Below are 19,699 nucleotides of genomic sequence, written 5' to 3' on the forward strand. Positions count from 1 at the left end.
ATCGGCACGCGCGACCGCGTACCGGATTGGTTGATTGCTGCAACTATAAAGCGTGATTGTTGTAACCAGCAACTATCGGAGGTTATTCCGAGTGTGTTCCGGGACTCACCAGCGCACATTCGACGGAATCCCCTGCCCAGTCGACGGAAATGCCCGCACGGTCGATGCCCGGGGCGGGGGTCAGTCGAGACGACGCTGCGCGTAGGCCTTCAGGTCCGCCACCTGCGCGGGGTCGAGAGACGGTCGCACCCGCCGGCGGGCCTCGTCGACGTCGGCCACGGTCACCGAGGCGGCGTCGATGTCGCGGCGCATCGCCGACAGCGCGGCCTCGCGCAGCAACGCCGAGCAGTCCGCCGCCGAATACCCCTCGAGGTCGGCGGCCAGCTCGTCGAGGTCGACTCCGTCGAGCGGGACGTCTCGCCCGGTGGCGCGCAGGATGTCCCCGCGCGCGTCGGCGTCCGGCGGCGGCACGAAGACGAGTCGTTCGAGCCGACCGGGCCGGAGGAGAGCCGGATCGATGAGGTCGGGACGGTTCGTCGCGCCGAGCACGACGACATCCTGGAGCGGTTCGACGCCGTCGAGCTCGGTGAGCAATGCGGCGACCACGCGGTCGCCGACACCGGAGTCGGTGGACTGGCCACGGCGCGGGGCCAGTGCGTCGACCTCGTCGAGGAAGATCAGCGAGGGTGCCGATTCGCGGGCTCGCGCGAACAGGTCCCGCACCGCCTTCTCCGAAGACCCGACCCATTTGTCCATCAGTTCGGCGCCCTTGACCGTGTGCACCGACAGCTGGCCCGACGCCGCGAGCGCGCGGACGACGAAGGTCTTGCCGCAGCCCGGCGGACCGAACAGCAGAACCCCGCGCGGCGGGTCGACGCCGAGCCGGGCGAAGGTGTCGGGGTGTTGCAGCGGCCACAGGACCGCCTCGGTCAAGGCCTGTTTCGTCTCCACCATGTCGCCGACGTCGGCCAGCGTGATCGAGCCCAGCGCGACCTCGGGGGAGTCCGAGCGGGACACCGGACGGATGACGTCGAGGGCGCCGACGAGGTCCTCGGTGCGCAGGGACGGCGCGGACTTCTCGGCGCTCGCACGTGTCGCGGCGCGGAGCGCGGCCTCCCGGGCGAGGGCGGCGAGATCGCCGGCGACGAATCCCGGGGTGCGTGACGCGACCGACGTGAGATCGAGGTCGCCGTCGGTCGGGACGTTCGACAGGATCGCCGACAGCAACCGCGCACGGGTCGCGGCGTCGGGTAGCCCGATGACGAGTTCGCGATCGCAGAGCGACGGGTCGCGCAACCGGGCGTCGAGGCGTACCGGTTCGGCGGTCGTCGCGACGAGCACGATCCGACCATCGGAGATGCCCGAGCGCAGTTCGTCGAGGATCAGGGCGGCGACCGGCTCGGGTTCGGCGGGCAGTAGTGCGTCGACATCGGTGATCAACAGGACCCCGCCCGCGGACCGGGCGCGGGCGACCGCCTCGGCGACCGTCCGCAGGCGTGCTTCGGCCTGGGTCGCGCCGGCCGTCGGGCCGTCGACCGTCACCAGCGTGCGCGACGCGCACACCGAGCGCACGAGTGTCGCCTTGCCACCGCCCGCCGGGCCGGTGACCAGGACGCCGAGACGCGGCGTCGCGCCCAGGGTGCGCAGCACGTCGGGCTCGTCGAGGGTGATCGTCAGCCATTCGGTCAGCTTGGTGATCTGGGAATCGACGCCGACCAGCTCCGACACCGGCCGGACCGGCAGGTCGGGCTCCCGGGCGGGCTCGCGGACAGGGGCGGGCGCGACGACCGGCCGACGCGACTCGGTCTCCGACACCATGCCGAGGGCACCGGGGATCCGGGGCGAACTCGGCCCGGTGCGGTCGCCGAGCGGCGCCACCTCGCCCGCCCTCGTCGACCACAGCACGGCGGTGTTGGTCTGCACGCTCACGGGCGCAGACGCCTGCCCGTCCGCCGGTGGGCCGGGCTCGGTCGCGGTGACGGTCAGCAACTCGGTGGTCCAGGTGATCCCGACCGACCGCGCCAGCGCACGGGTGGCCTCGGTGGCGGCGAGTTCGGGACCGAGGTCGCGGGGGAGCAGCGAGACCGCGTCACCGACGGACAGGACCTTTCCCAGCAGTGCACGGCGCAGCGTCGACTCGGTGATCGACTGGGTGGCCAACGCCGAGCCGCTCACCACCACCCGGCTCGCGCCCTGCACCACGACCGGTGCGAGCACGACCGTCGAGTTCTCGCGGACGCCGGCATTGGAGAAGGCGATCTCGTCGAGGAGGGCCACGCCGGTGGGTGCGGATGCCTCGGTCGCGGCCACCACGGCTGCCGTCACGCGGGCACCGGTGATCGACACCGCGTCCCACTCCCGGAGCGCCAGGGCCGTGAGTACCTCGGGATGTACGCGGATGATGCCGCGCCGGGCCTCGGCCGCCGAGGGATTGTGACGTGCAGTCAGCGTCAGGGAGGCGGGTGCGCTCATTCGGGCTCGCTTTCGGTCGTCTCGCCGGTGGCGCGGGCCGCGGCGACGCCGGGGCCGGTGGGACGGTTCAGGCCCAGCCGGCCGAGCGAGTTGATGACCGGCCGGCGTCGACGGCCACCGGGAGATGCCGTGCGCAGGGCACGGCGCTGGGCGCGACGTTCGGCCGGTTTGTCCTCCCAGTGCTCGGGCCGGGAGGCGACCCAGCGACGCGCGCGCCACGCGAACGGGATGTGCAGGACGTACCCGGCGATCGCGATCATCATCAGCACGTAGGGGAAGGTCACCAGCAGTGCCGCGGCCGCGGCGACCAACACCAGCAGACCGGCCACGGCGCCGGGCGGGATCGACGCGGTCTTCAACGAGGAGGTCGGGACGCGGCTCACGGCCAGGAAGGCGACCAGGATCAGCCATCCGCCGACGGCCGGCAGCGACGTCCACCAGCCCTCGCCGAACTGTTGCTCCAGACCGATGGGCAGCAGTGCTGCGATCGCCGCGGCGGGAGCGGGGACGCCGGCGAAGAAGTCCCGCGTGTAGGCAGGTGCGTCATCGTCGTCGAGCAGGGTGTTGAACCTCGCCAGCCGCAGCACGATGGCGCAGCAGTAGATCAGGGCGAGCACCCAGCCGAGGTCGTGGCCGTCGATGAAGTGGAAGTAGATGATCATCGCCGGGACCACGCCGAAGTTGATCGCGTCGGCCAGTGAGTCGATCTCGGCGCCGATCCGGCTGGTCGCTCCCATCAGGCGTGCGACCCGGCCGTCGATGCCGTCGAGGAACGCGGCTGCGACGAGAAGTGCCATCGCGGTGTCGACGTCGCCGTTGATCGCCGAACGCATCGCCGTCAGTCCCGCGCAGATCGCGAGGATCGTCAGCGACGACGGGATGACGATTCGGCTCGCCTGTGCTTGGCGTCGTAGACGCCGACGCTCCGGCGCCTTCTGCGGAACCGGGTGCGCCTGCGCGTGTCGACTGGCCGATCGTGCCGTCGGGGTGCGGGCGGTGCGTGATCCGGGGCGTCGCCGCCCGGGATTCGTGCCGGAGGAGGTCATGTCGGTCGAGTTCACCGGGCCGGAGTTCACTGATCCAGGTACGCGAACGGGGTCTCGCCGCCGACCGCACGCTGCCCGACCGAGACGCGGGGTCGGGTACCGGCCGGGAAGTAGACGTCGACACGCGACCCGAATCGGATCAGCCCGTAGGTGTCGCCGATCGCCAGCGAGTCCCCGACCTTCGGTTCACACACGATGCGCCGGGCGATGAGACCGGCGATCTGCACGACCGCCAGCTCGGGGCCGGGGGCGCCGCCTGCGGCCGTGGTGCGGATGGTCATCGTGGTGCGCTCGTTGTCGCGGCTGGCTTCGGGCAGGTCGGCGGAGACGAACGCGCCCGGCGTGTGCGTCACGGTCGTCACCGTGCCCGCGATCGGCACGCGCTGCACGTGGACGTCGAAGATCGAGAGGAAGGTCGAGACCCGCGGCAGCGGCTGCGTGCCCAGGCCGGATTCGGCGGGCGGAACGGCTTCGTCGACGAGGGCGATGGTCCCGTCTGCGGGAGCGACCACCACACCGGGCTCGGTGGGCGGGACACGCTTGGGATGCCGGAAGAAGGCCGCGCACGCCCCGGCGGTCAGCGCGGCCGGCCGCGCGATCCAGCGGTGCCGGCGCCCCAGGAGGGCCACGGCGGCCGGGGCGGCGACGAACGGCGCGCCCGCCGGGTGGATCGGGGGGATGGTCTCTCGGGCCAGATCGATAAAATGGGCGACACGGCCGGTGTCACCGGAGCCGTCCGGACGCGGACGTCGGGCCACGATCAACCTCCTCTGGCCTGTGTCCAGGCCGGGTACATGTGCGCACCGCATCGCCGGGTGCATCGGCGTCCACTCTAGAGCGCCGCCCCCGCGGACCTCGTCGTCAGCGCAGGACCAGCACGTCCACGAGCGATCCGGCCTCGACTGCCTCGACGTCGGCGGGGACGTCGATCAGCGCGTCGGCCTCGGCGAGGTAGCGCAGGTGATGGGAGGCAGGCGGACCGATCGGGGCGACTCCGACAGTCCCGTCGACGTCCGCCGCGGCGAGCACGCCGCGCAGGAACTGTCGTTTCCCGCGGGGTGAGCGGATGTCGGCGGAGAGACGTGCCCTGATCCGCTCACGGTCGGCAGGCAGTCCCATGGCGGCGCGCAACGCCGGCCGGATGAAGACCTCGAAGGACACGAGCGCACTGACGGGGTTGCCCGGAAGGGTGATGATCGGTACCCGGCCCCCGCGGGACGAGGGGAAGTGGCCACACCCCTGGGGCATACCCGGCTGCATCGCCACCTTCACGAACTCGACGGTCCCCGTCGCCGACAGTGCGTCCTTCACCACCTCGAAGGCGCCCGCGCTGACGCCCCCCGAGGTGATGATCAGATCGGCGTCGTCGGCGACCTCGTCGAGCCGCGCGGCGAAGTCCGCGGTGTTGTCGGGCACGAAGTGCAGATGACGACCGACCGCGCCGGCCTCGATGACCGCCGCGGTGAGCATGGCGCCGTTGGACTCGTAGATCTGCCCGTGCCGCAACGGCTTTCCGGGCTCGACGAGTTCGGAACCGGTGGACAGCACGACCACGCGCAACCGGCGGGCGACGGCGACCTCGGCGATGCCCAGTGCGGCCAGCAAGCCGATCTGCGGCGCGCCGATCACCGTGCCGGCCGGCAGCGCCCGGGTGCCGAACTCGATGTCGGAGCCCCCGCGCCGGATGTGCCTGCCGCGCTCGGGCGCCGCGGTGAAGGTGACGGTCGCCGCCGCGGCCACCGGGCCCACCACGGCGTCGGTCAGTTCGACGGGGACCACCGCGTCGGCGCCCCCGGGCATCGGGGCGCCGGTCATGATCCGGTGCGCGGTCCCCGGTTCGAGCGTGAGGTCGTCGGTGCGGCCGGCGGGGATGTCCGCGGCGACCGGCAGCGTGACCGGGTTGTCGGGGCTCGCATCCGCGAGATCGGCGGCGCGCACGGCGAATCCGTCCATCGCGGAGTTGTCGAAGCCGGGCAGCGAGAGCGGGGCGTCGACGTCGGTGAACGTGGCCAGGCCCAGGGATTCGGGCACTGCGACCTTCGATTGTTCGGGCGCGCCGAACAACGCCGCGACGACGCGCTGATGCTCTACGACGGTACGCATGGGCTCAGCATGCCAGGTGCCGGCGCGGGCGCCACCGCGTCCCGGCAGGTGGCCGGGCCAGTCCTGCGACCCAGCTGCCCGAGGACTACATTCGTGCGCATGGCGCTGGGTCTGCTGCTCGACATCGACGGGGTGATGGTCACCTCGTGGAAGGCGCTGCCGGGTGCGGTCGAGGCGATCGCCGACCTCGCCGATCAGGGCGTTCCACGGATGTTCTTGACCAACACGACGTCCCGTTCGCGCGGCGAGATCGCCGAGGCGCTGAACTCGTCCGGTTTCGAGGTGAGGGCCGACGAGATCCTCTCGGCGGCCAAACTGACCGCCGAACACGTCGCCGCCACCTATCCGGGCAAGCGCGTGTGGGTGCTCAACGAGGGGCCGATCGCCGAGGACATGACCGGCGTGGAGCTGACCGACGACCCCTCGTCGGCCGAGGTGGTGGTGCTCGGCGGCGCCGGTTCGGTGTTCACGCACGCGACGCTGTCGAAGGTCCTGGAGATGCTCCTGGACGGCGTCCCGGTGATCGCGATGCACCGCTCGATGACCTGGTCGACGGCGAGCGGTCTGAGCATCGACACCGGGGTGTACCTGGAGGGGCTCGAAAAGGCTTCGGGCGCAAAGATCAAGGCGATCGGCAAGCCCTCGCCGGTCGGTTTTCGGGCGGCCACCGAGATCCTGGGCCTCGAGCCGACCCAGGTGGTGATGGTCGGCGACGACATGCACAACGACGTCCTCGGCGCCCAGGCCGCGGCCCTGATCGGGGTGCTGGTGCGCACCGGCAAGTTCCGCGAGGAGGCGCTGCACGCGCTGCAGCGTGACGAGTTCGGGCCCTACCCCGACCACATCATCGACTCGGTGGCCGACCTCCCCGAGCTCATCGGCAAGCTCAGCGGGACCTGACCGGTGCTCGCCTGAGGAGCGAGCTTGCGAGCGTCTCGAAGGGTCAGTTGGTCTCGGCGGCGCGTTTGATCTTGCCCAGGGTCTCGGCCATTCCGAGCTTGAGCTCCTCTTCGAACGACTCGGCCCCACCGAAGAGCTTGTCCACGAGCACCGACGACACCTTGGTGGTCGATCCGTTGACCTCGCGGCGCTCGGTGACCGTGACGCCGGCGTCCTTCGGGGTGATGGTGTAGCTCCAGATGGTGTGGTTCTCCGCGACCCGGAAGCCGAGTTCCTGGTTGGGGGTGAAGCGGACGACCTTGGCGGTCGTCGGCCACACCAGCGGCCCCCGGCGGTTGATGTTGATGGTCTTGGTCCCCAACCCGACGGTGCCGCCGCGGACGATCATCTTCTTGCACTGTGGGCTCCACTCGCCCATGCGCTTCAGATCGGAGATCACCGACCACACCTGTTCGGGCGTGGCGGCGATGTCGATGGACTCCTCGATGAGTGCTGCGGTCATGGTCGCCCACCCTATGGGCTTGTTGGCCGGGGGTCAATAAGCATGTTCCGGTGCTCGAGTCAACCCGAAAAACGCGCGGACCAGCGGCGTCTCGTCGACTCAGACCAGCAGGGTCGTGCCGACGACGGCACCCACTGCCACGAACACGGCAGCGGTGATCCAGCCCGCGGGATGCTCGTCGGCGGCCCGTCGGCCGGCGTCCGGAGCGGCGTCGTCACGCGCCGACCCGTCGAACAGCAGCGTGCCCAGCTTCCCGGGAGTGAGCCAGTCGATCAGTACGAACGACCACGTCATCACCGCGATGGTGAGCACCGAGTAGGCCGCGGTGTAGAGCAGCGCGCGCCACAACTCCAGTAGCTCGGTGTCGATGACCGACGAGACCAGCACGATCGCGAGACCGATGACCATCGACGTGGTCAGCAGCACCGCGTTGCGGTTGTGCTCGATCCACACCAACTGTCGCAGCCGGCCCGGCGTCACCAGGTCGAGTGCGGCGAATCCGAGGACCAGCAAGGCGATCCCGACCAGGCTGAACGACGCGCCCGCGGCCAGGTTGTCCCGCAGCAGTTCCATCCGGTTCCTCTCGCCCCACGACGACTCCCGACAACGACTTCAGCGAAGGCCCGTACGCGAGAAGCGCAAAAGGACCTTCGCTGAAGGACAGTAGCCGGGGCGCAGCCCCGCAGCACCCCTTCCGGCGCGTGTCCGGAAGGTGCGGTGTCAGCCGACGCTGAGCATGTCGTAGTTGTCGACGTTCTCCGCGAGACGGGTCACGTGGTCCGACGCGTCGCCGAGAGTGTGGCTGATCGCCGTCAGTCGGCTCACGTAGTGGGCGATCGGGTACTCGGCGGTCATGCCGATACCGCCGTGCATCTGGATCGCTTCCTGACCGATCAGGCGCGCGGACCGGCAGATCTGCAGCTTCGCCCGCGACGCGATGATGGGATCGGCGATGCCGTCGGCCAGCGCCGACGTCGCGTACAGGCTCAGGCTGCGCGCGAGTTCGAGCTGGACGTACATGTCGGCGGCGCGGTGCGTGAGGGCCTGGAAGGCCGACAGCGTGACGCCGAACTGCTTGCGTGACTTCAGGTATTCGACGGTCAGATCCAGGCTGCGCTCCATCGCGCCGACGGCCTCGGCGCACAGCGCGGTCTGGACGCCCACCTCGGCGTCGGCGATGGTCTGCGACGCGTCGCCGGTGCCCAACCGCGTGGCCTTGACGTCGTTGAACTCGAACTGCGCGCCGCGTCGGCGATCGTGCGTCCGGTACGGCGTGCGGGTGACGCCCTCGGCGTCGGCGTCGACGAGGTAGAGGCCGACACCGTTGTCGTCGCGGGCCGACACGATCAGCTTGGCCGCGCAATCACCATGTCCGACAAGGCTCTTGGTGCCGTTGAGGACACCGTCGGCCGATGCGGTCGTCTCGACCCGCGCCTCCGGCCAGCGGTCACCGGGCTCGGTGTGGGCGAAGGCCATCAGGAGTTCTCCGGAGGCCAGTGCGGTGCGCAGCTCGGTGCGAGTCGCATCGTCGGCGAGCCCGAGGAGCGAGCCGGGGACGAGGACCGAGTCGAGGTAGGGCTCGGGCGCCAGTGCGCGTCCGAGTTCGGTCATGACACTGGTGAATTCGACGGGGCCGGCATCCATGCCGCCCTCGTTCTCCGGGAAGGTCAGGCCGAGGATGCCGATCTCGGCCAGCGACTTCCACACCTTCTCGCTCCAACCGAGATCGGTGTCGGTGACCTTGCGCAGTGTCTCGACGTCGTAGGTCTTGGTGAGGACTTCGCGAACGGTGTCGCGCAGCATCCCCTGCTCTTCGGAAAGCTCGAAATCCATGGTGTTCCTTTGGTGAAGGTCTGAAGAGAGTCGTGGCCGGGGCTCAGAGGCCCAGGACGGCCTTGTCGATGATCTGGCGCTGGACTTCCGACGAGCCGCCGTAGATCGTGACCTTGCGGTAGTTGAGGTAGGTCGGGGCCGCGAGCTGGGCCCACTCGGGGGCGCTCACCTCGGCGCTGCCGTTCGGTGCCGACGCGTCGAGCTGTGCCACCGGAAGCGAGTCGGGGCCGGCGATGTCGGCGATCAGCTCCATCGCGGCCTGCTGCAGCTGGCTACCGGTCAGCTTGAGCAGCGACGACGCGGGGTTCGGCTTGCCGTCTGCCGACGACGCGGCGACACGCAGCTGGGTGAGCTCGAGCGCGAGCAGTTCGTTCTCCACCTCGGCCAGACGTGCCGCGAACAGCGGATCGTCGAGCAGGCTGCCCTTGGCCGTACGCGTCTGCTTGGCCAGTTCCTTGGCGCGGGCGAGCTTGGCCTTGGTGTAACCGACCCGGGCGATGCCGTTGCGCTCGTTGCCGAGCAGGAACTTGGCCTGCGTCCAGCCGCTGTTCTCCTCGCCGACCATGTTCTCCGCGGGGACGCGGACGTCGTTGAAGAAGACCTCGTTGACCTCGTAGCTGCCGTCGATGAGCTGGATCGGGCGGATCTCGACGCCCGGGGTGTCCATCGGGAACAGGAACATGCTGATGCCGGCCTGCTTCTTCACGTCCGGGTTGGTGCGCGCGAGGCAGAAGATCCAGTCCGCGAACTGGCCGAGCGTGGTCCAGGTCTTCTGGCCGTTGATCACGTAGTGGTCACCGTCGCGGACCGCGCGGGTCTTGAGCGACGCCAGATCGGACCCGGCCTCGGGCTCGGAGAAGCCCTGGCACCACCAGATGTCGAGGTTGGCGGTCTTGGCGAGGAAGCGTTCCTTCATCTCGTCGGACCCGAACTGCGCGATGACCGGGCCGATCATGCCGACGTTGAAGGGGAGCATGTCGGGGACGAACGCGAGGCTCATCTCCTCGCGGTAGATGTGGTGCTGGATCGGGGTCCAGTCCTTGCCGCCGTGCTCGACGGGCCAGCTCGGGGTGGCGACGCCGTGCTCGTTGAGGATGCGGGTGGTGGTGACGAGATCCTCGGGGTAATTGAGCTTGCCCTCTTCGCACCGCTTGCGGACGTCTTCGGGGACCTTGGCGAAGATGCTGCGCAACTCCTCGCGGAAGGCCTCTTCTTCAGGACTGAATGTCAGCTGCATGGGTTCTTCTCTACTCCTGTCGAAGGTGTCCGTACTCGGGCGACGGCGTCCGGGCGATGGCGTTCGAACGAGGGCCTCCGTCGTGCGCGGTCCTGCTGGACGAGCCAGCCGAACCACTGGTGACTAAGCGCTTGCTTAGTGATAGGTTGCACTATGCCGCGCGGGCCGGATGCTGTCAATCACGGCCGTCGCGCAGGCGCCTGACGACCGTTCCGAAGGGATGAATGTGGGCCCGTCCGCCGACCCGGTGCAGCAGGCGCGGCCGATGGCCGCGCGGGCCCGGCTCCTGCGTGCAGCCGTCGAGGCGTTCGCCGCGAAGGGTTTCAACGGCACCACCACCCGGGACATCGCCAACGGCGCGCAGATGAGTTCGGCGGCGGTCTACGTGCACTTCCGCTCCAAAGAGGAGCTGCTGTTCGAGATCTCCGACGCCGGTCACCGCGCCATCCTGGCGGCGATCGACGAGGCCGACGATCCGTCGGCGTCCCCCGGCGACCGGCTGCGGGCGATCGTCCACGCGTTCACCGAGCACCACGCGCGCGAACATGTGGGCGGACGGGTGGTGAACTACGAGCTGAACTCGCTCGCACCCGACCACCTGGACACCGTGATGGCCATGCGCCGCGAGATCACCCGGCGAGTGCGGGCAGTCGTCGACGCCGGCCTCGACGACGGCGACTTCGCCGTCGCCGATTCGCTCGCCACCACCAACGCGATGTTGTCCATGGGAATCGATGTCGCGCGTTGGTATCGCGAGGGCGGTGCGCTGTCGCCGACGCAGATGGGCGACTTCTATGCCGAACTGGCCATGCGGATGGTCGGTTCGTCGTAGTCGGCCGGTCGGCCTGTCGGCCCGGGTCAACTCCTCGCGACCGGCTCGGCTCTCGGGAACGTCTCGCCGGCGACCGTGTCCGTGCCCCTCACCGCGCCCGATGACCGACGGCGTGTGACGACGGTGAGTGTCGCGCCGATGAGCGCGATGATGAGTACGTAGCAGACGTAGCCGATGATCGTGTCGCGTAGTCCTATGTGCGACACCAGGATTCCGGCGATGACAGCAGGCGCGCTGAATGCGAGGTAGCTCGCCACGAAGACCGAGGAGTAGACCTGGCCGCGCTGGGTCGCCGGCGTGGCGGCCGAGATGTTGTCCATCGCCCCGAGGAAGGTCGACGCCCATCCCGAGCCGGCCACGATGGAGCCGATGACGTACAGGGGCAGGGATTCGACGAGAACCCCGGACAGAGAGATCAGCACGCCCGCGGCGAGCGCGGGATAGCCGAAGGCCGACTTGACGGTCGACGAACGGCCGGTGATCAGCAACGAGGTCATCGCCGCGCAGGCGAAGAAGCCGAACAGGACCAGGCCGGCGGCACCGTGATTGGTGACGCCGAAGACGCTGGACACCGCCGACGACCCGAGGGACAGGTACAGCCCGGCGAGCGACCAGGTGGCGATGAGTGCCGGAGCCGAGGCGAGAAACGCGCCGCGGACCACCCGGGGCACGCTGATCTGCGGGGCGAGTGTCACCGCGAGGTGCCGCCGGGACTCGAAGCCACCCCGCTGCCCGGTCTCGGGGACCACGAGCAGGGCGATCAGCAGGCCGGCCAACAGAGACAGGATGATCTCGAAAACGAGAATGCGAGGGGCCGGGGCGTATTCGACCAGCAGTCCGGCGACGGCCACTCCGCAGGCCAGGCCCATCGCTGGGGCCGCGCCGACGATCGCCGAACCCATGCGGGCGGTGGGTTGCAGGTCGACGGTCGTCGCGGTCAGCGTGCCCATGGCCGCGCCGGTGGCCAGGCCCTGCAGGGCGCGGGCCGCGAGAAGCGTGCCGACGTCGCCTGCGACCACGAACAGGATCATGCTGATGATCAGCAGGACCAGGGCGACCGCGAGTACCGGGCGGCGACCGATGTGGTCGGACAACGAGCCGACAGTCAGGAGGCTCATCAGCATGGTGACGACGTAGACCGCGAAGACCAGGGTGAGCGTCAATGAGGAGAAGCCCCACAACTCCTGGTAGACGGGATATAGAGGAGAGGGTGCGGCCGAGGCGAACAGGACCATCACAGAGGTCGCGGCGATCAGCCAGAACGCGCGATGTGGGTGTAGCGGCGCCATCTCGTCTCCTTAACGCAAAAATCCTTGCGTTTACGAAAGTAGCGGTGCCGGGACCCCAAAAGCAATCGGCTTTGCAATAATGGTCGCATGACGAGTGCCAGTGCACCAGCCCAGTCAGGGGCGGCCGGTTCCGGTGCACCCGCGCGGCGGCCCGGTGGCCGCAGCGCCCGGGTGCAGTCCGCCGTGTATTCGGCGGTCGGTCAGCTCGTCGGTGCCGGACGCCGCGAGACGATGACGATCCCTGAGGTCGCCGAACTCGCCGGGGTCAATCCGACGAGCATCTATCGTCGGTGGGGGTCGATCGACGCACTGCTCGGGGAGGTTGCCGTTGCGGCCCTGACGCAGGGCGAACCGCTACCCGACACCGGCACCCTCGTCGACGATCTGTCCGAGTGGGCGCAGATCATCGCCGCCGACATCGCGCGCCCCAAGCGCCGGGCGTATCTGCGCGCCATGGTCGCGGCCCGCGAGGACATCGTCGAGGTCTGTCCGTGCTGGGAGATCCGGCGGGAGCACGCCGAACAGATGATCGCGCGGGCGCAGGAGCGCGGCGAACCCACCCCGTCGGTGCGTCAGGTGCTCGACCACGTGATCGCCCCCCTGTACCACCACGCGGTGTTCGGGCTCGAACTCGACGCCGATCACGCCCGCCGACTGGTCGGTGACGTCTTCTCGATGATCGGGGCCGCGCCAAGACGGTAGGGTCCGGGCATGAAACACGTCCACGCGTTCACCGACGACGCACTCGGCGAGCACGACGCGGTCGGCATCGCCGACGCGATCTCCTCCGGTCGGATCTCCGCCGCGGAAGCGGTCGAGGCCGCGATCGCCCGGGTCGACGCCGTCAACCCGCACCTCAACGCGATCGCCTTCGACGACCGCGAGCGCGCCCGGAAACGCGCTGTCGACAACGACTTTCCGCTGGGATCGTTCATCGGGGTGCCGTCGATCATCAAGAACAACACCGACTTCGCGGGACTGCCGACCTGCCATGGGTCGGCTGCGGTGCCACCGCGGCCGGCCGCGGCCAACGAGGCCTTCACCAACCAGTTCCTGGCCAGCGGGGTCAACGTCGTCGGAGCGTCGACGATGCCCGCCTTCGGGCTGACCTCGACGACGGAGTTCGTCGACCGTGAGCCGACGCGCAACCCGTGGGACACCGACTACTCCTCGGGTGGTTCGTCCGGCGGTTCGGCGGCGCTGGTCGCTTCCGGTGCATTGCCGATCGCACACGCCAACGACGGTGGTGGGTCGATCCGGATTCCGGCCGCGATCTGTGGTCTGGTGGGGCTCAAGCCGAGCCGCGGGCGGGTCGAGTCGTCGAAAGAGACGCGCGACGCGCCGATCGACCTGGTGTCCAACGGGATCGTCAGCCGTTCGGTGCGCGACACCGCGCGGTTCCTGGCCGACACGCAGGGTTTCCGGCCCGCGCCCGGGATGCCGCCCGTCGGGGTCGTCGAAGGTCCGGGCACCAAGCGACTGAAGATCGCGCTGATCACCGAACCGCTGACCGGCTCCCTGCTCGACCGGGACACCCAGCGGTGCGTCGCCGAGGCGGCAGAGCTCGTCGAGTCTCTCGGGCACCGCACCGAGATGGTGCCGTTGCCGGTCGACCGTGACTACGTCCGGGACTTCATCGACTACTGGTCATTGTTGGCCCTGGCGCTGGATCGGTTCGGAAAGCGGGTGGTCGACAAGGGATTCGATCGGTCGCAGGTGGACTCGTTCACCCGCGGTCTGTCGCGCAACGCTCTGCGCCACTTCTATCGGCTACCCGGTGCGGTCCGGGGGCTGAAGAAGTCCACCGCCACGATCCGGGGTCTGCACGACACCTTCGACGTGATCCTCACCCCGACCGTCGTCCACGCGACCCCCGAGATCGGATATCTCGATCCGGCAATCGAATTCGACGAGGCCATGGACCGGCTGACCGGATTCATCGCGTTCACCCCGGCCAACAACACCGCCGGCACCCCGGCGATCAGTCTGCCTCTCGGACAGACGGAGTCGGGCATGCCCGTGGGCATCCATTTCGCCGCCGACCTCGGTCAGGAACGCACACTCCTCGAGTTGGCCTTCGAGCTCGAGGCTGCCGCGCCGTTCGCACGGATCCAGGACGCCTGACTCGCGTAATCCGTTCCCGCGGTGACGTTTCCGTCGCGCTGATTGGATTCGATAAGCGGGACGGAAACGGCGACGCGGGAGTGCGATCGTCGGCGAGCGCCAACAACAGACGCACCACCGGAAGCCGATGGTGCGTCTGTTGGTCGGTGGATCTGGCGGGCGCGAGTTGCCTAGTGCTGCACGGCCTTCTCCGCGCCGATGCCGGTGAGGGAGCGGACCTCCATCTCGGCGTTGCGCTCCGGGGTGCCGTTGTCCGACGGGGTCGTCAGCGTGCCGACGATACCGAGGACGAAGGCCAGCGGGATCGAGATGATGCCCGGGTTGGCCAGGGGGAACCAGGCGAAGTCGGCGCCGGAGATCATGGCGGTCGACGACCCGGAGACGGCGGGGGAGAAGATGATCAGCACGATCGTGGAGATCAGGCCGCCGTACATGCTCCACAGGGCGCCGCGGGTGTTGAAGCGCTTCCAGTAGAGCGAGTAGACGATCGTCGGCAGGTTCGCGGCCGCGGCGATCGCAAAGGCCAGCGCCACCAGGAAGGCGATGTTCTGGCCGTTGGCGAGGATGCCGAGGATGATGCTCACGATGCCGAGGACGACGACGGTGTACCGCGAGACGCGGACCTGGTCGGCCTCACTTGCCTTGTTGCGCTTGATCACCGACGCGTAGATGTCGTGGGCGAACGACGCCGACGCGGTGATGGCGAGGCCGGCGACCACGGCGAGGATGGTCGCGAAGGCGACCGCCGAGATGATGCCCAGGAGGACGACGCCGCCGAGCTCGAACGCCAACAGTGGTGCCGCGGAGTTCTGTCCGCCGGCCGCGTCGAGGATCTTGTCCGGTCCGACCAGGGCGGCCGCACCGTAACCGAGCACCAGCGTGAACAGGTAGAAGGCACCGATCAGGGCGATGGCCCAGACCACCGACTTGCGGGCCTCCTTGGCGGTCGGCACGGTGTAGAAGCGCATCAGCACGTGCGGCAGTCCCGCGGTGCCGAGGACGAGTGCGATGGCGAGCGAGATGAAGTTGATCTGACTCGTGAGCGAACCGCCGTACTGGGCGCCGGGAGCGAGAACGTCACGCGAGGCGACCTTTTCGCTGGTCGAGTCGGTGACGGCGTCCTGTGCCGCCCCGAGGATCGACGACAGGTTCATGCCGAACTTGGCCAGGACGATGACGGTCATGATGCCGGCACCCGCGATGAGCAGGACGGCCTTGATGATCTGCACCCAGGTGGTGCCCTTCATGCCGCCGATGAGCACGTAGACGATCATCAGCGCACCGACGACGGCGATGACGATGGACTGGCCGACGCGTCCCTCGATGTCGAGGAGCAGCGCGACCAGGCCACCGGCGCCGGCCATCTGGGCGAGCAGGTAGAACAGCGACACGGCGAGGGTGGAGATCGCCGCGGCCAGGCGGACGGGGCGTTGCTTGAGCCGGAAGCTGAGGACGTCGGCCATCGTGAACTTGCCGGTGTTGCGCAGCAATTCGGCCACGAGCAGCAGGGCGACGAGCCACGCGACGAGGAATCCGATGGAGTAGAGGAAGCCGTCGTAGCCGTAGACCGCGATGGCGCCCGCGATGCCGAGGAAGCTGGCTGCCGAGAGGTAGTCGCCGGCGATGGCGATCCCGTTCTGCGGTCCGGAGAATCCGCGGCCGCCGGTGAAGAAGTCGGCGGCGGTGGTGTTGTTCTTGCTGGCCTTGATGACAACGAACATCGTGACCGCGACGAAGGCGGCGAAGATGGCGATGTTGGCGACAGGGCTGCCGACGGTCGCCGCGAGGACGGTCACATCGGTGGTGTGGACATTCACGTTCACAGCGAGGGACCGCCTTCCATCTCGTTGCGGATCGCCTCGGCCTTCGGGTCGAGGTGGCGATTGGCGAAGCGTACGTACATGCCGGTGATGACGAACGTGCTGACGAACTGCAGCAGACCGAGGATGAGACCGAGGTTGATGTTGCCCCAGACCCGGGTCGCCATGAAGTCATGCGCGAACGCGCCGAGTAGCACGTAGAGGGCGTACCAGATCAGGAAGAACGCGGTGAGCGGGAAGACGAACTTCCGCAGGGTCCGCCGCAGTTCCTGGAACTCCGGACTGGCCTGCATCTCGATGAATTCTTCGCCGGTCGGCGCGTGTGGCGCCGGTGGTGGTTGGTCGACGGTCGACACGTTTCCTCCCAGGGTGACGTGGCCACATGTGTGATGGCTCTACGACAGTCAGCCTGAATGAGGTCCAGATCACAGGCAATCGGGTGGCCTGGATCACACGCCGAAGCCCGCATCCTGTGCGACGGACGGTCGGTGACATCCGACGAACGGCGAGCGGTCACCCCTCCGATCGGTCAGTCCGACGCCCGTCCGGGTGTGCGGTCCAGGCCCATCCCGACGCGTTCGGGCACGTGCATCCGAGCGAACGTGCGCGCGAGATCGGCGGGTACCCGACGCCGGGTCATCCGGCTGACCAGCACCATCGTGCCGAACGCGAGAGGGACCGTGACCGCGGCCGGGTAGCCGATGACGACCTCGAGCCACCCGCCCAGCACGTCGTCGTCGGCGACGCCCGCGATCGCCAGCATCGTCGCCGAACCCGACGACGCGCCGCCGACGATGAGCCCGGCGATGGCGCCGACCGCCGTCAGCCCGCGCCACCAGATCCCCAGTACCAGCAGCGGGCACAGCGTCGACGCGGCGACCGCGAACACCAGTCCGACGGTCCGGGACAGTTCGAGGGAGGCGGCCGCCAGCGACAGGCCGATCGGGATCAGTCCGCCGATGACCGCGGCCACCCGGAAATCGCGGACGCGACCCCGCAGCAGATCGGTGGCGAGCGCGCCGGCGACCGACACCAGCAACCCCGACGAGGTGGCGAGGAAGGCGGCGATCGCCCCCGCTGCGACGAGGGCGGCCAGGATCTGGCCGGCGATCCCGCCAACGGCCGCGCTGGGCAACAGCAGGACCGCGGCGTCGGCGGTGCCGGTGATCAGCAGTTCGGGGACGTAGAGCCGCGCGAACACGCCCAGCAGGATGGGGAAGAGATAGAACAGCGACAGCAGGGCGATGACGGCCAGCGCCGTCCGTCGAGCCGATCGACCGTCGGGGTTGGTGTAGAAGCGCACCAGCACGTGCGGCAGACCCATCACGCCGAGGAACGTCGCGATGATCAGCGACAGCACCTGGTAGAGCGGATGATTCCCGCCGAACCCACCACCGGGGGCGATCCAGTCGGCGTTCTGCGTCGGCGCGCCCGCGACGACGGGGGTCGCCGCTCCGGCGTCGAGAAAGATGGTGGAACCGGCGGAGATCACGTGCGGTCCGGTGGTGGCCACGGGCGCGTCGTCGACGACGATTCCGTCCAGCATCCCGGTGACCCGCACGCCGGTGGTCTCGGCGACGGTGACCGACACATCGGTGGTGACGTCGACGGTGGTCGCGGTGGTGATGCGTGGCGGCGCGGGTTCACCGATTGGGGTGGGGTCCTGGGCGAAGACGCCGATCAGGACGAGGGCGGGAACCGCGATCGCGGTCAGTTTGAGCCAGTACTGGAAGGCCTGCACGAAGGTGATCGACCGCATGCCGCCGCCGACGACGTTCACGATGACGATCAGGCCGACGCCGACCACGCCGGCCCACACCGGGGCGCCGAGCAGGATGTTGAGGGTGAGGCCCGCGCCCTGGAACTGGGGGATGAGGTACAGCACGCACACGACGACCACGACGAGCATCGCCGTCTTCCGCGCGGCCGTGGAGGCGAGGCGGAACTCGGCGAAGTCGGGCACCGTGTAGGCCCCGGAACGACGCAGTGGCGCAGCGACGAACAGCAACAGGCCCAGGTATCCGGCGGTGAACCCCACGGGGTACCAGAGGGCATCGGCGCCGTACTTCGCGATGAGCCCGGCGACTCCGAGGAACGATGCCGCCGACAGGTATTCGCCGGACACCGCGGCGGCGTTCCACCTCGAGCCGACGGTCCGGGACGCCACGAGGAAATCGGAGGTGGTGCGCGAGAACCGGCCGCCCCACGCACCCACGACGATGGTGGCGATGGCGGCGACGAACAGACCGACCGCGGTGAGGGCGTGGACCTCGGCCGTCACGGCGGCCCCTGCTCTGGCACGTCGTCCCCGACGGGGTCGGTCAGATCGTCGTCGACGAGGCCCATGAAGTCGCGTTCGGCCTGTTCGGCGAGATGTACGTACAGTCGGCCGGTCAGGTAGAGGACCGGGAACGCGAGCAGCCCCAGCACCAGCCAGATCAGGCGGATGCCGAAGACCTCGGCGTCGGCGATGCCCGGGAACAGCCAGGCGGCAACAGGTATCGCGGCCGAGACGGCGAGCAGGGCGCCACCGAGTCGGAGGGCGAGGCCGAGCTGGGCGCGCATGAGGCCCCGGACGAGCGCGTCGCCGACCTCGGTCTGTTCCTGGACCTCGACGCGGGTGCGCACCATCCGCGCCCCGCGGCGCGCGGCGAGCACCACGCGTTCGCGCTGGGGCGGGTGCTCAGCCATCGTCTCGGCCGGCGGGGGAACGGTACTGGCGCAGCGGATCCCGGATGAGACGGTCCTTGAGTTCGCGGACCTGACGACGGCTCACCGGTAGTTCGACGGCGTCGGACGCGCCGTTCGCGCGAACGCACACCACGGTGCCGCCGCCGACGGTGCGCAAACCGGTGACCATCGGCAACGCGACGAGGTAGGACCGGTGTACTCGCGCGAAACCGGTCTCCTGCCAGCGGGATTCGAGGGTCGACAACGGGATGCGCACGAGGTGGGCGCCCGAGTCGGCATGCAGGCGCGCGTAATCGCCGACGGCTTCGACCCAGGAGATCGAGTCGCGTCGGACGAGCGAGGTCACGCCGCTCATCTCGACCGGGATGACGTCGTCGGAGCCGGTGCGGCGTTCCGGCCGAGCGGCCGACTGCTCGGGTTCGGGTGTGCGTCCGCGGCGCTCGAGGCTGGCGCGGACCCGCTCGACCGCCTGCGTGAGACGTTGCTCGCGAAGAGGTTTGAGCAGGTAGTCGACCGCGCCGACCTCGAACGCGTCGACGGCGCGGTCGTCGTGGGCGGTGACGAACACGATCGCCGGGGGCGAGGCGTACTTCGCCAGTACGCCGGCGAGTTCGAGTCCCGACAGGCCGGGCATGTTGATGTCGAGGAAGATCGCATCGATCCGATGGTCGTTGAGCTCGCGGAGGGCGCCGGTGGCGTCGGAGGCGGACCGGACCTCGGCGACGTCGTCCTGCCGGTTCAGCAGGTAACCGAGCTCGTCGAGAGCGGGTGGTTCGTCGTCGACCGCGAGTACCACCAATGCGGTCATGGAACACCTCCCGCCTCGACGACAGACCGCAGTTTACCGCCC

At 69.2% G+C, this 19,699-nt stretch carries 18 protein-coding genes; 4 read left to right on the forward strand and 14 right to left on the reverse strand.

The features are described from left to right. Nucleotides 1–180: 180 nt before the first annotated feature. From KTR9_RS03730 to moeA, 4 genes are all read right to left on the reverse strand, one after another. Nucleotides 181–2,472, reverse strand: a complete 2,292-nt coding sequence (locus KTR9_RS03730; RefSeq protein ID WP_014925274.1) for an AAA family ATPase — start codon at nucleotides 2,470–2,472, stop codon at nucleotides 181–183. Continuing rightward, nucleotides 2,469–3,518 carry a CDP-alcohol phosphatidyltransferase family protein gene (locus tag KTR9_RS03735; protein ID WP_238554029.1) on the reverse strand — a complete coding sequence of 350 codons (1,050 nt, stop codon included), beginning with the start codon at nucleotides 3,516–3,518 and terminating at the stop codon, nucleotides 2,469–2,471. The genes KTR9_RS03730 and KTR9_RS03735 overlap by 4 nt, the downstream gene beginning before the upstream one ends. Before the next feature lie 26 nt (nucleotides 3,519–3,544). After that, complete coding sequence (locus KTR9_RS03740) at nucleotides 3,545–4,276, reverse strand: phosphatidylserine decarboxylase (RefSeq protein WP_014925275.1); 732 nt, start codon at nucleotides 4,274–4,276, stop codon at nucleotides 3,545–3,547. A gap of 103 nt (nucleotides 4,277–4,379) precedes the next feature. Further along, on the reverse strand, nucleotides 4,380–5,621 hold the full coding sequence (gene moeA / locus KTR9_RS03745; protein ID WP_014925276.1) for a molybdopterin molybdotransferase MoeA: 1,242 nt from the start codon (nucleotides 5,619–5,621) through the stop codon (nucleotides 4,380–4,382). 99 nt (nucleotides 5,622–5,720) lie between these two features. Here moeA and KTR9_RS03750 point away from each other — a divergent pair, with 99 nt between their 5' ends. Further along, nucleotides 5,721–6,521, forward strand: a complete 801-nt coding sequence (locus tag KTR9_RS03750) for an HAD-IIA family hydrolase (protein ID WP_010842871.1) — start codon at nucleotides 5,721–5,723, stop codon at nucleotides 6,519–6,521. A 43-nt stretch (nucleotides 6,522–6,564) separates the two neighbouring features. Here KTR9_RS03750 and KTR9_RS03755 read toward each other — a convergent pair whose 3' ends face one another. From KTR9_RS03755 to KTR9_RS03770, 4 genes are all read right to left on the reverse strand, one after another. Next, nucleotides 6,565–7,023, reverse strand: coding sequence for an SRPBCC family protein (locus KTR9_RS03755; protein ID WP_010842870.1), 459 nt, complete (start codon nucleotides 7,021–7,023; stop codon nucleotides 6,565–6,567). A gap of 99 nt (nucleotides 7,024–7,122) precedes the next feature. After that, entirely contained in the window at nucleotides 7,123–7,596 is a 474-nt protein-coding gene (locus tag KTR9_RS03760) for a DUF350 domain-containing protein (RefSeq protein ID WP_014925278.1), read from the reverse strand. A 147-nt stretch (nucleotides 7,597–7,743) separates the two neighbouring features. Next, entirely contained in the window at nucleotides 7,744–8,856 is a 1,113-nt protein-coding gene (locus KTR9_RS03765) for an acyl-CoA dehydrogenase family protein (RefSeq protein ID WP_014925279.1), read from the reverse strand. Between the two features lie 43 nt (nucleotides 8,857–8,899). After that, nucleotides 8,900–10,093, reverse strand: a complete 1,194-nt coding sequence (locus KTR9_RS03770; RefSeq protein ID WP_014925280.1) for an acyl-CoA dehydrogenase family protein — start codon at nucleotides 10,091–10,093, stop codon at nucleotides 8,900–8,902. A gap of 220 nt (nucleotides 10,094–10,313) precedes the next feature. Here KTR9_RS03770 and KTR9_RS03775 point away from each other — a divergent pair, with 220 nt between their 5' ends. Then, complete coding sequence (locus KTR9_RS03775) at nucleotides 10,314–10,925, forward strand: TetR/AcrR family transcriptional regulator (RefSeq protein ID WP_014925281.1); 612 nt, start codon at nucleotides 10,314–10,316, stop codon at nucleotides 10,923–10,925. Between the two features lie 26 nt (nucleotides 10,926–10,951). Here KTR9_RS03775 and KTR9_RS03780 read toward each other — a convergent pair whose 3' ends face one another. Next, on the reverse strand, nucleotides 10,952–12,214 hold the full coding sequence (locus KTR9_RS03780; protein WP_044505798.1) for an MFS transporter: 1,263 nt from the start codon (nucleotides 12,212–12,214) through the stop codon (nucleotides 10,952–10,954). 87 nt (nucleotides 12,215–12,301) lie between these two features. Between KTR9_RS03780 and KTR9_RS03785 the strand changes: the two genes are divergently transcribed. Together KTR9_RS03785 and KTR9_RS03790 are read left to right on the forward strand one after the other, a co-directional pair. Further along, nucleotides 12,302–12,916, forward strand: a complete 615-nt coding sequence (locus KTR9_RS03785) for a TetR/AcrR family transcriptional regulator (RefSeq protein WP_014925283.1) — start codon at nucleotides 12,302–12,304, stop codon at nucleotides 12,914–12,916. Nucleotides 12,917–12,925: 9 nt separating this feature from the next. Further along, on the forward strand, nucleotides 12,926–14,338 hold the full coding sequence (locus KTR9_RS03790; protein WP_014925284.1) for an amidase: 1,413 nt from the start codon (nucleotides 12,926–12,928) through the stop codon (nucleotides 14,336–14,338). Nucleotides 14,339–14,508: 170 nt separating this feature from the next. Here KTR9_RS03790 and KTR9_RS03795 read toward each other — a convergent pair whose 3' ends face one another. The 5 genes from KTR9_RS03795 to KTR9_RS03815 all read right to left on the reverse strand — a co-directional run bounded on the left by KTR9_RS03795 (nucleotide 14,509) and on the right by KTR9_RS03815 (nucleotide 19,657). Then, a complete protein-coding gene (locus KTR9_RS03795; protein WP_014925285.1) occupies nucleotides 14,509–16,161 on the reverse strand; it encodes a solute symporter family protein in 1,653 nt (550 codons plus the stop codon). Beyond that, complete coding sequence (locus KTR9_RS03800; RefSeq protein WP_014925286.1) at nucleotides 16,158–16,514, reverse strand: DUF485 domain-containing protein; 357 nt, start codon at nucleotides 16,512–16,514, stop codon at nucleotides 16,158–16,160. The genes KTR9_RS03795 and KTR9_RS03800 overlap by 4 nt, the downstream gene beginning before the upstream one ends. Nucleotides 16,515–16,687: 173 nt before the next feature. Then, nucleotides 16,688–18,439, reverse strand: a complete 1,752-nt coding sequence (locus tag KTR9_RS03805) for a sodium/solute symporter (protein ID WP_014925287.1) — start codon at nucleotides 18,437–18,439, stop codon at nucleotides 16,688–16,690. After that, a complete protein-coding gene (locus KTR9_RS03810; protein ID WP_044505801.1) occupies nucleotides 18,436–18,849 on the reverse strand; it encodes a hypothetical protein in 414 nt (137 codons plus the stop codon). Before KTR9_RS03810 ends, KTR9_RS03805 begins: the two co-directional genes overlap by 4 nt. Next, on the reverse strand, nucleotides 18,842–19,657 hold the full coding sequence (locus KTR9_RS03815) for a LytR/AlgR family response regulator transcription factor (protein ID WP_014925289.1): 816 nt from the start codon (nucleotides 19,655–19,657) through the stop codon (nucleotides 18,842–18,844). Before KTR9_RS03815 ends, KTR9_RS03810 begins: the two co-directional genes overlap by 8 nt. Between the last annotated feature and the right edge of the window lie 42 nt (nucleotides 19,658–19,699).

Origin of the sequence: Gordonia sp. KTR9 (genome assembly GCF_000143885.2) — a bacterium.
GTDB lineage: Bacteria > Actinomycetota > Actinomycetes > Mycobacteriales > Mycobacteriaceae > Gordonia.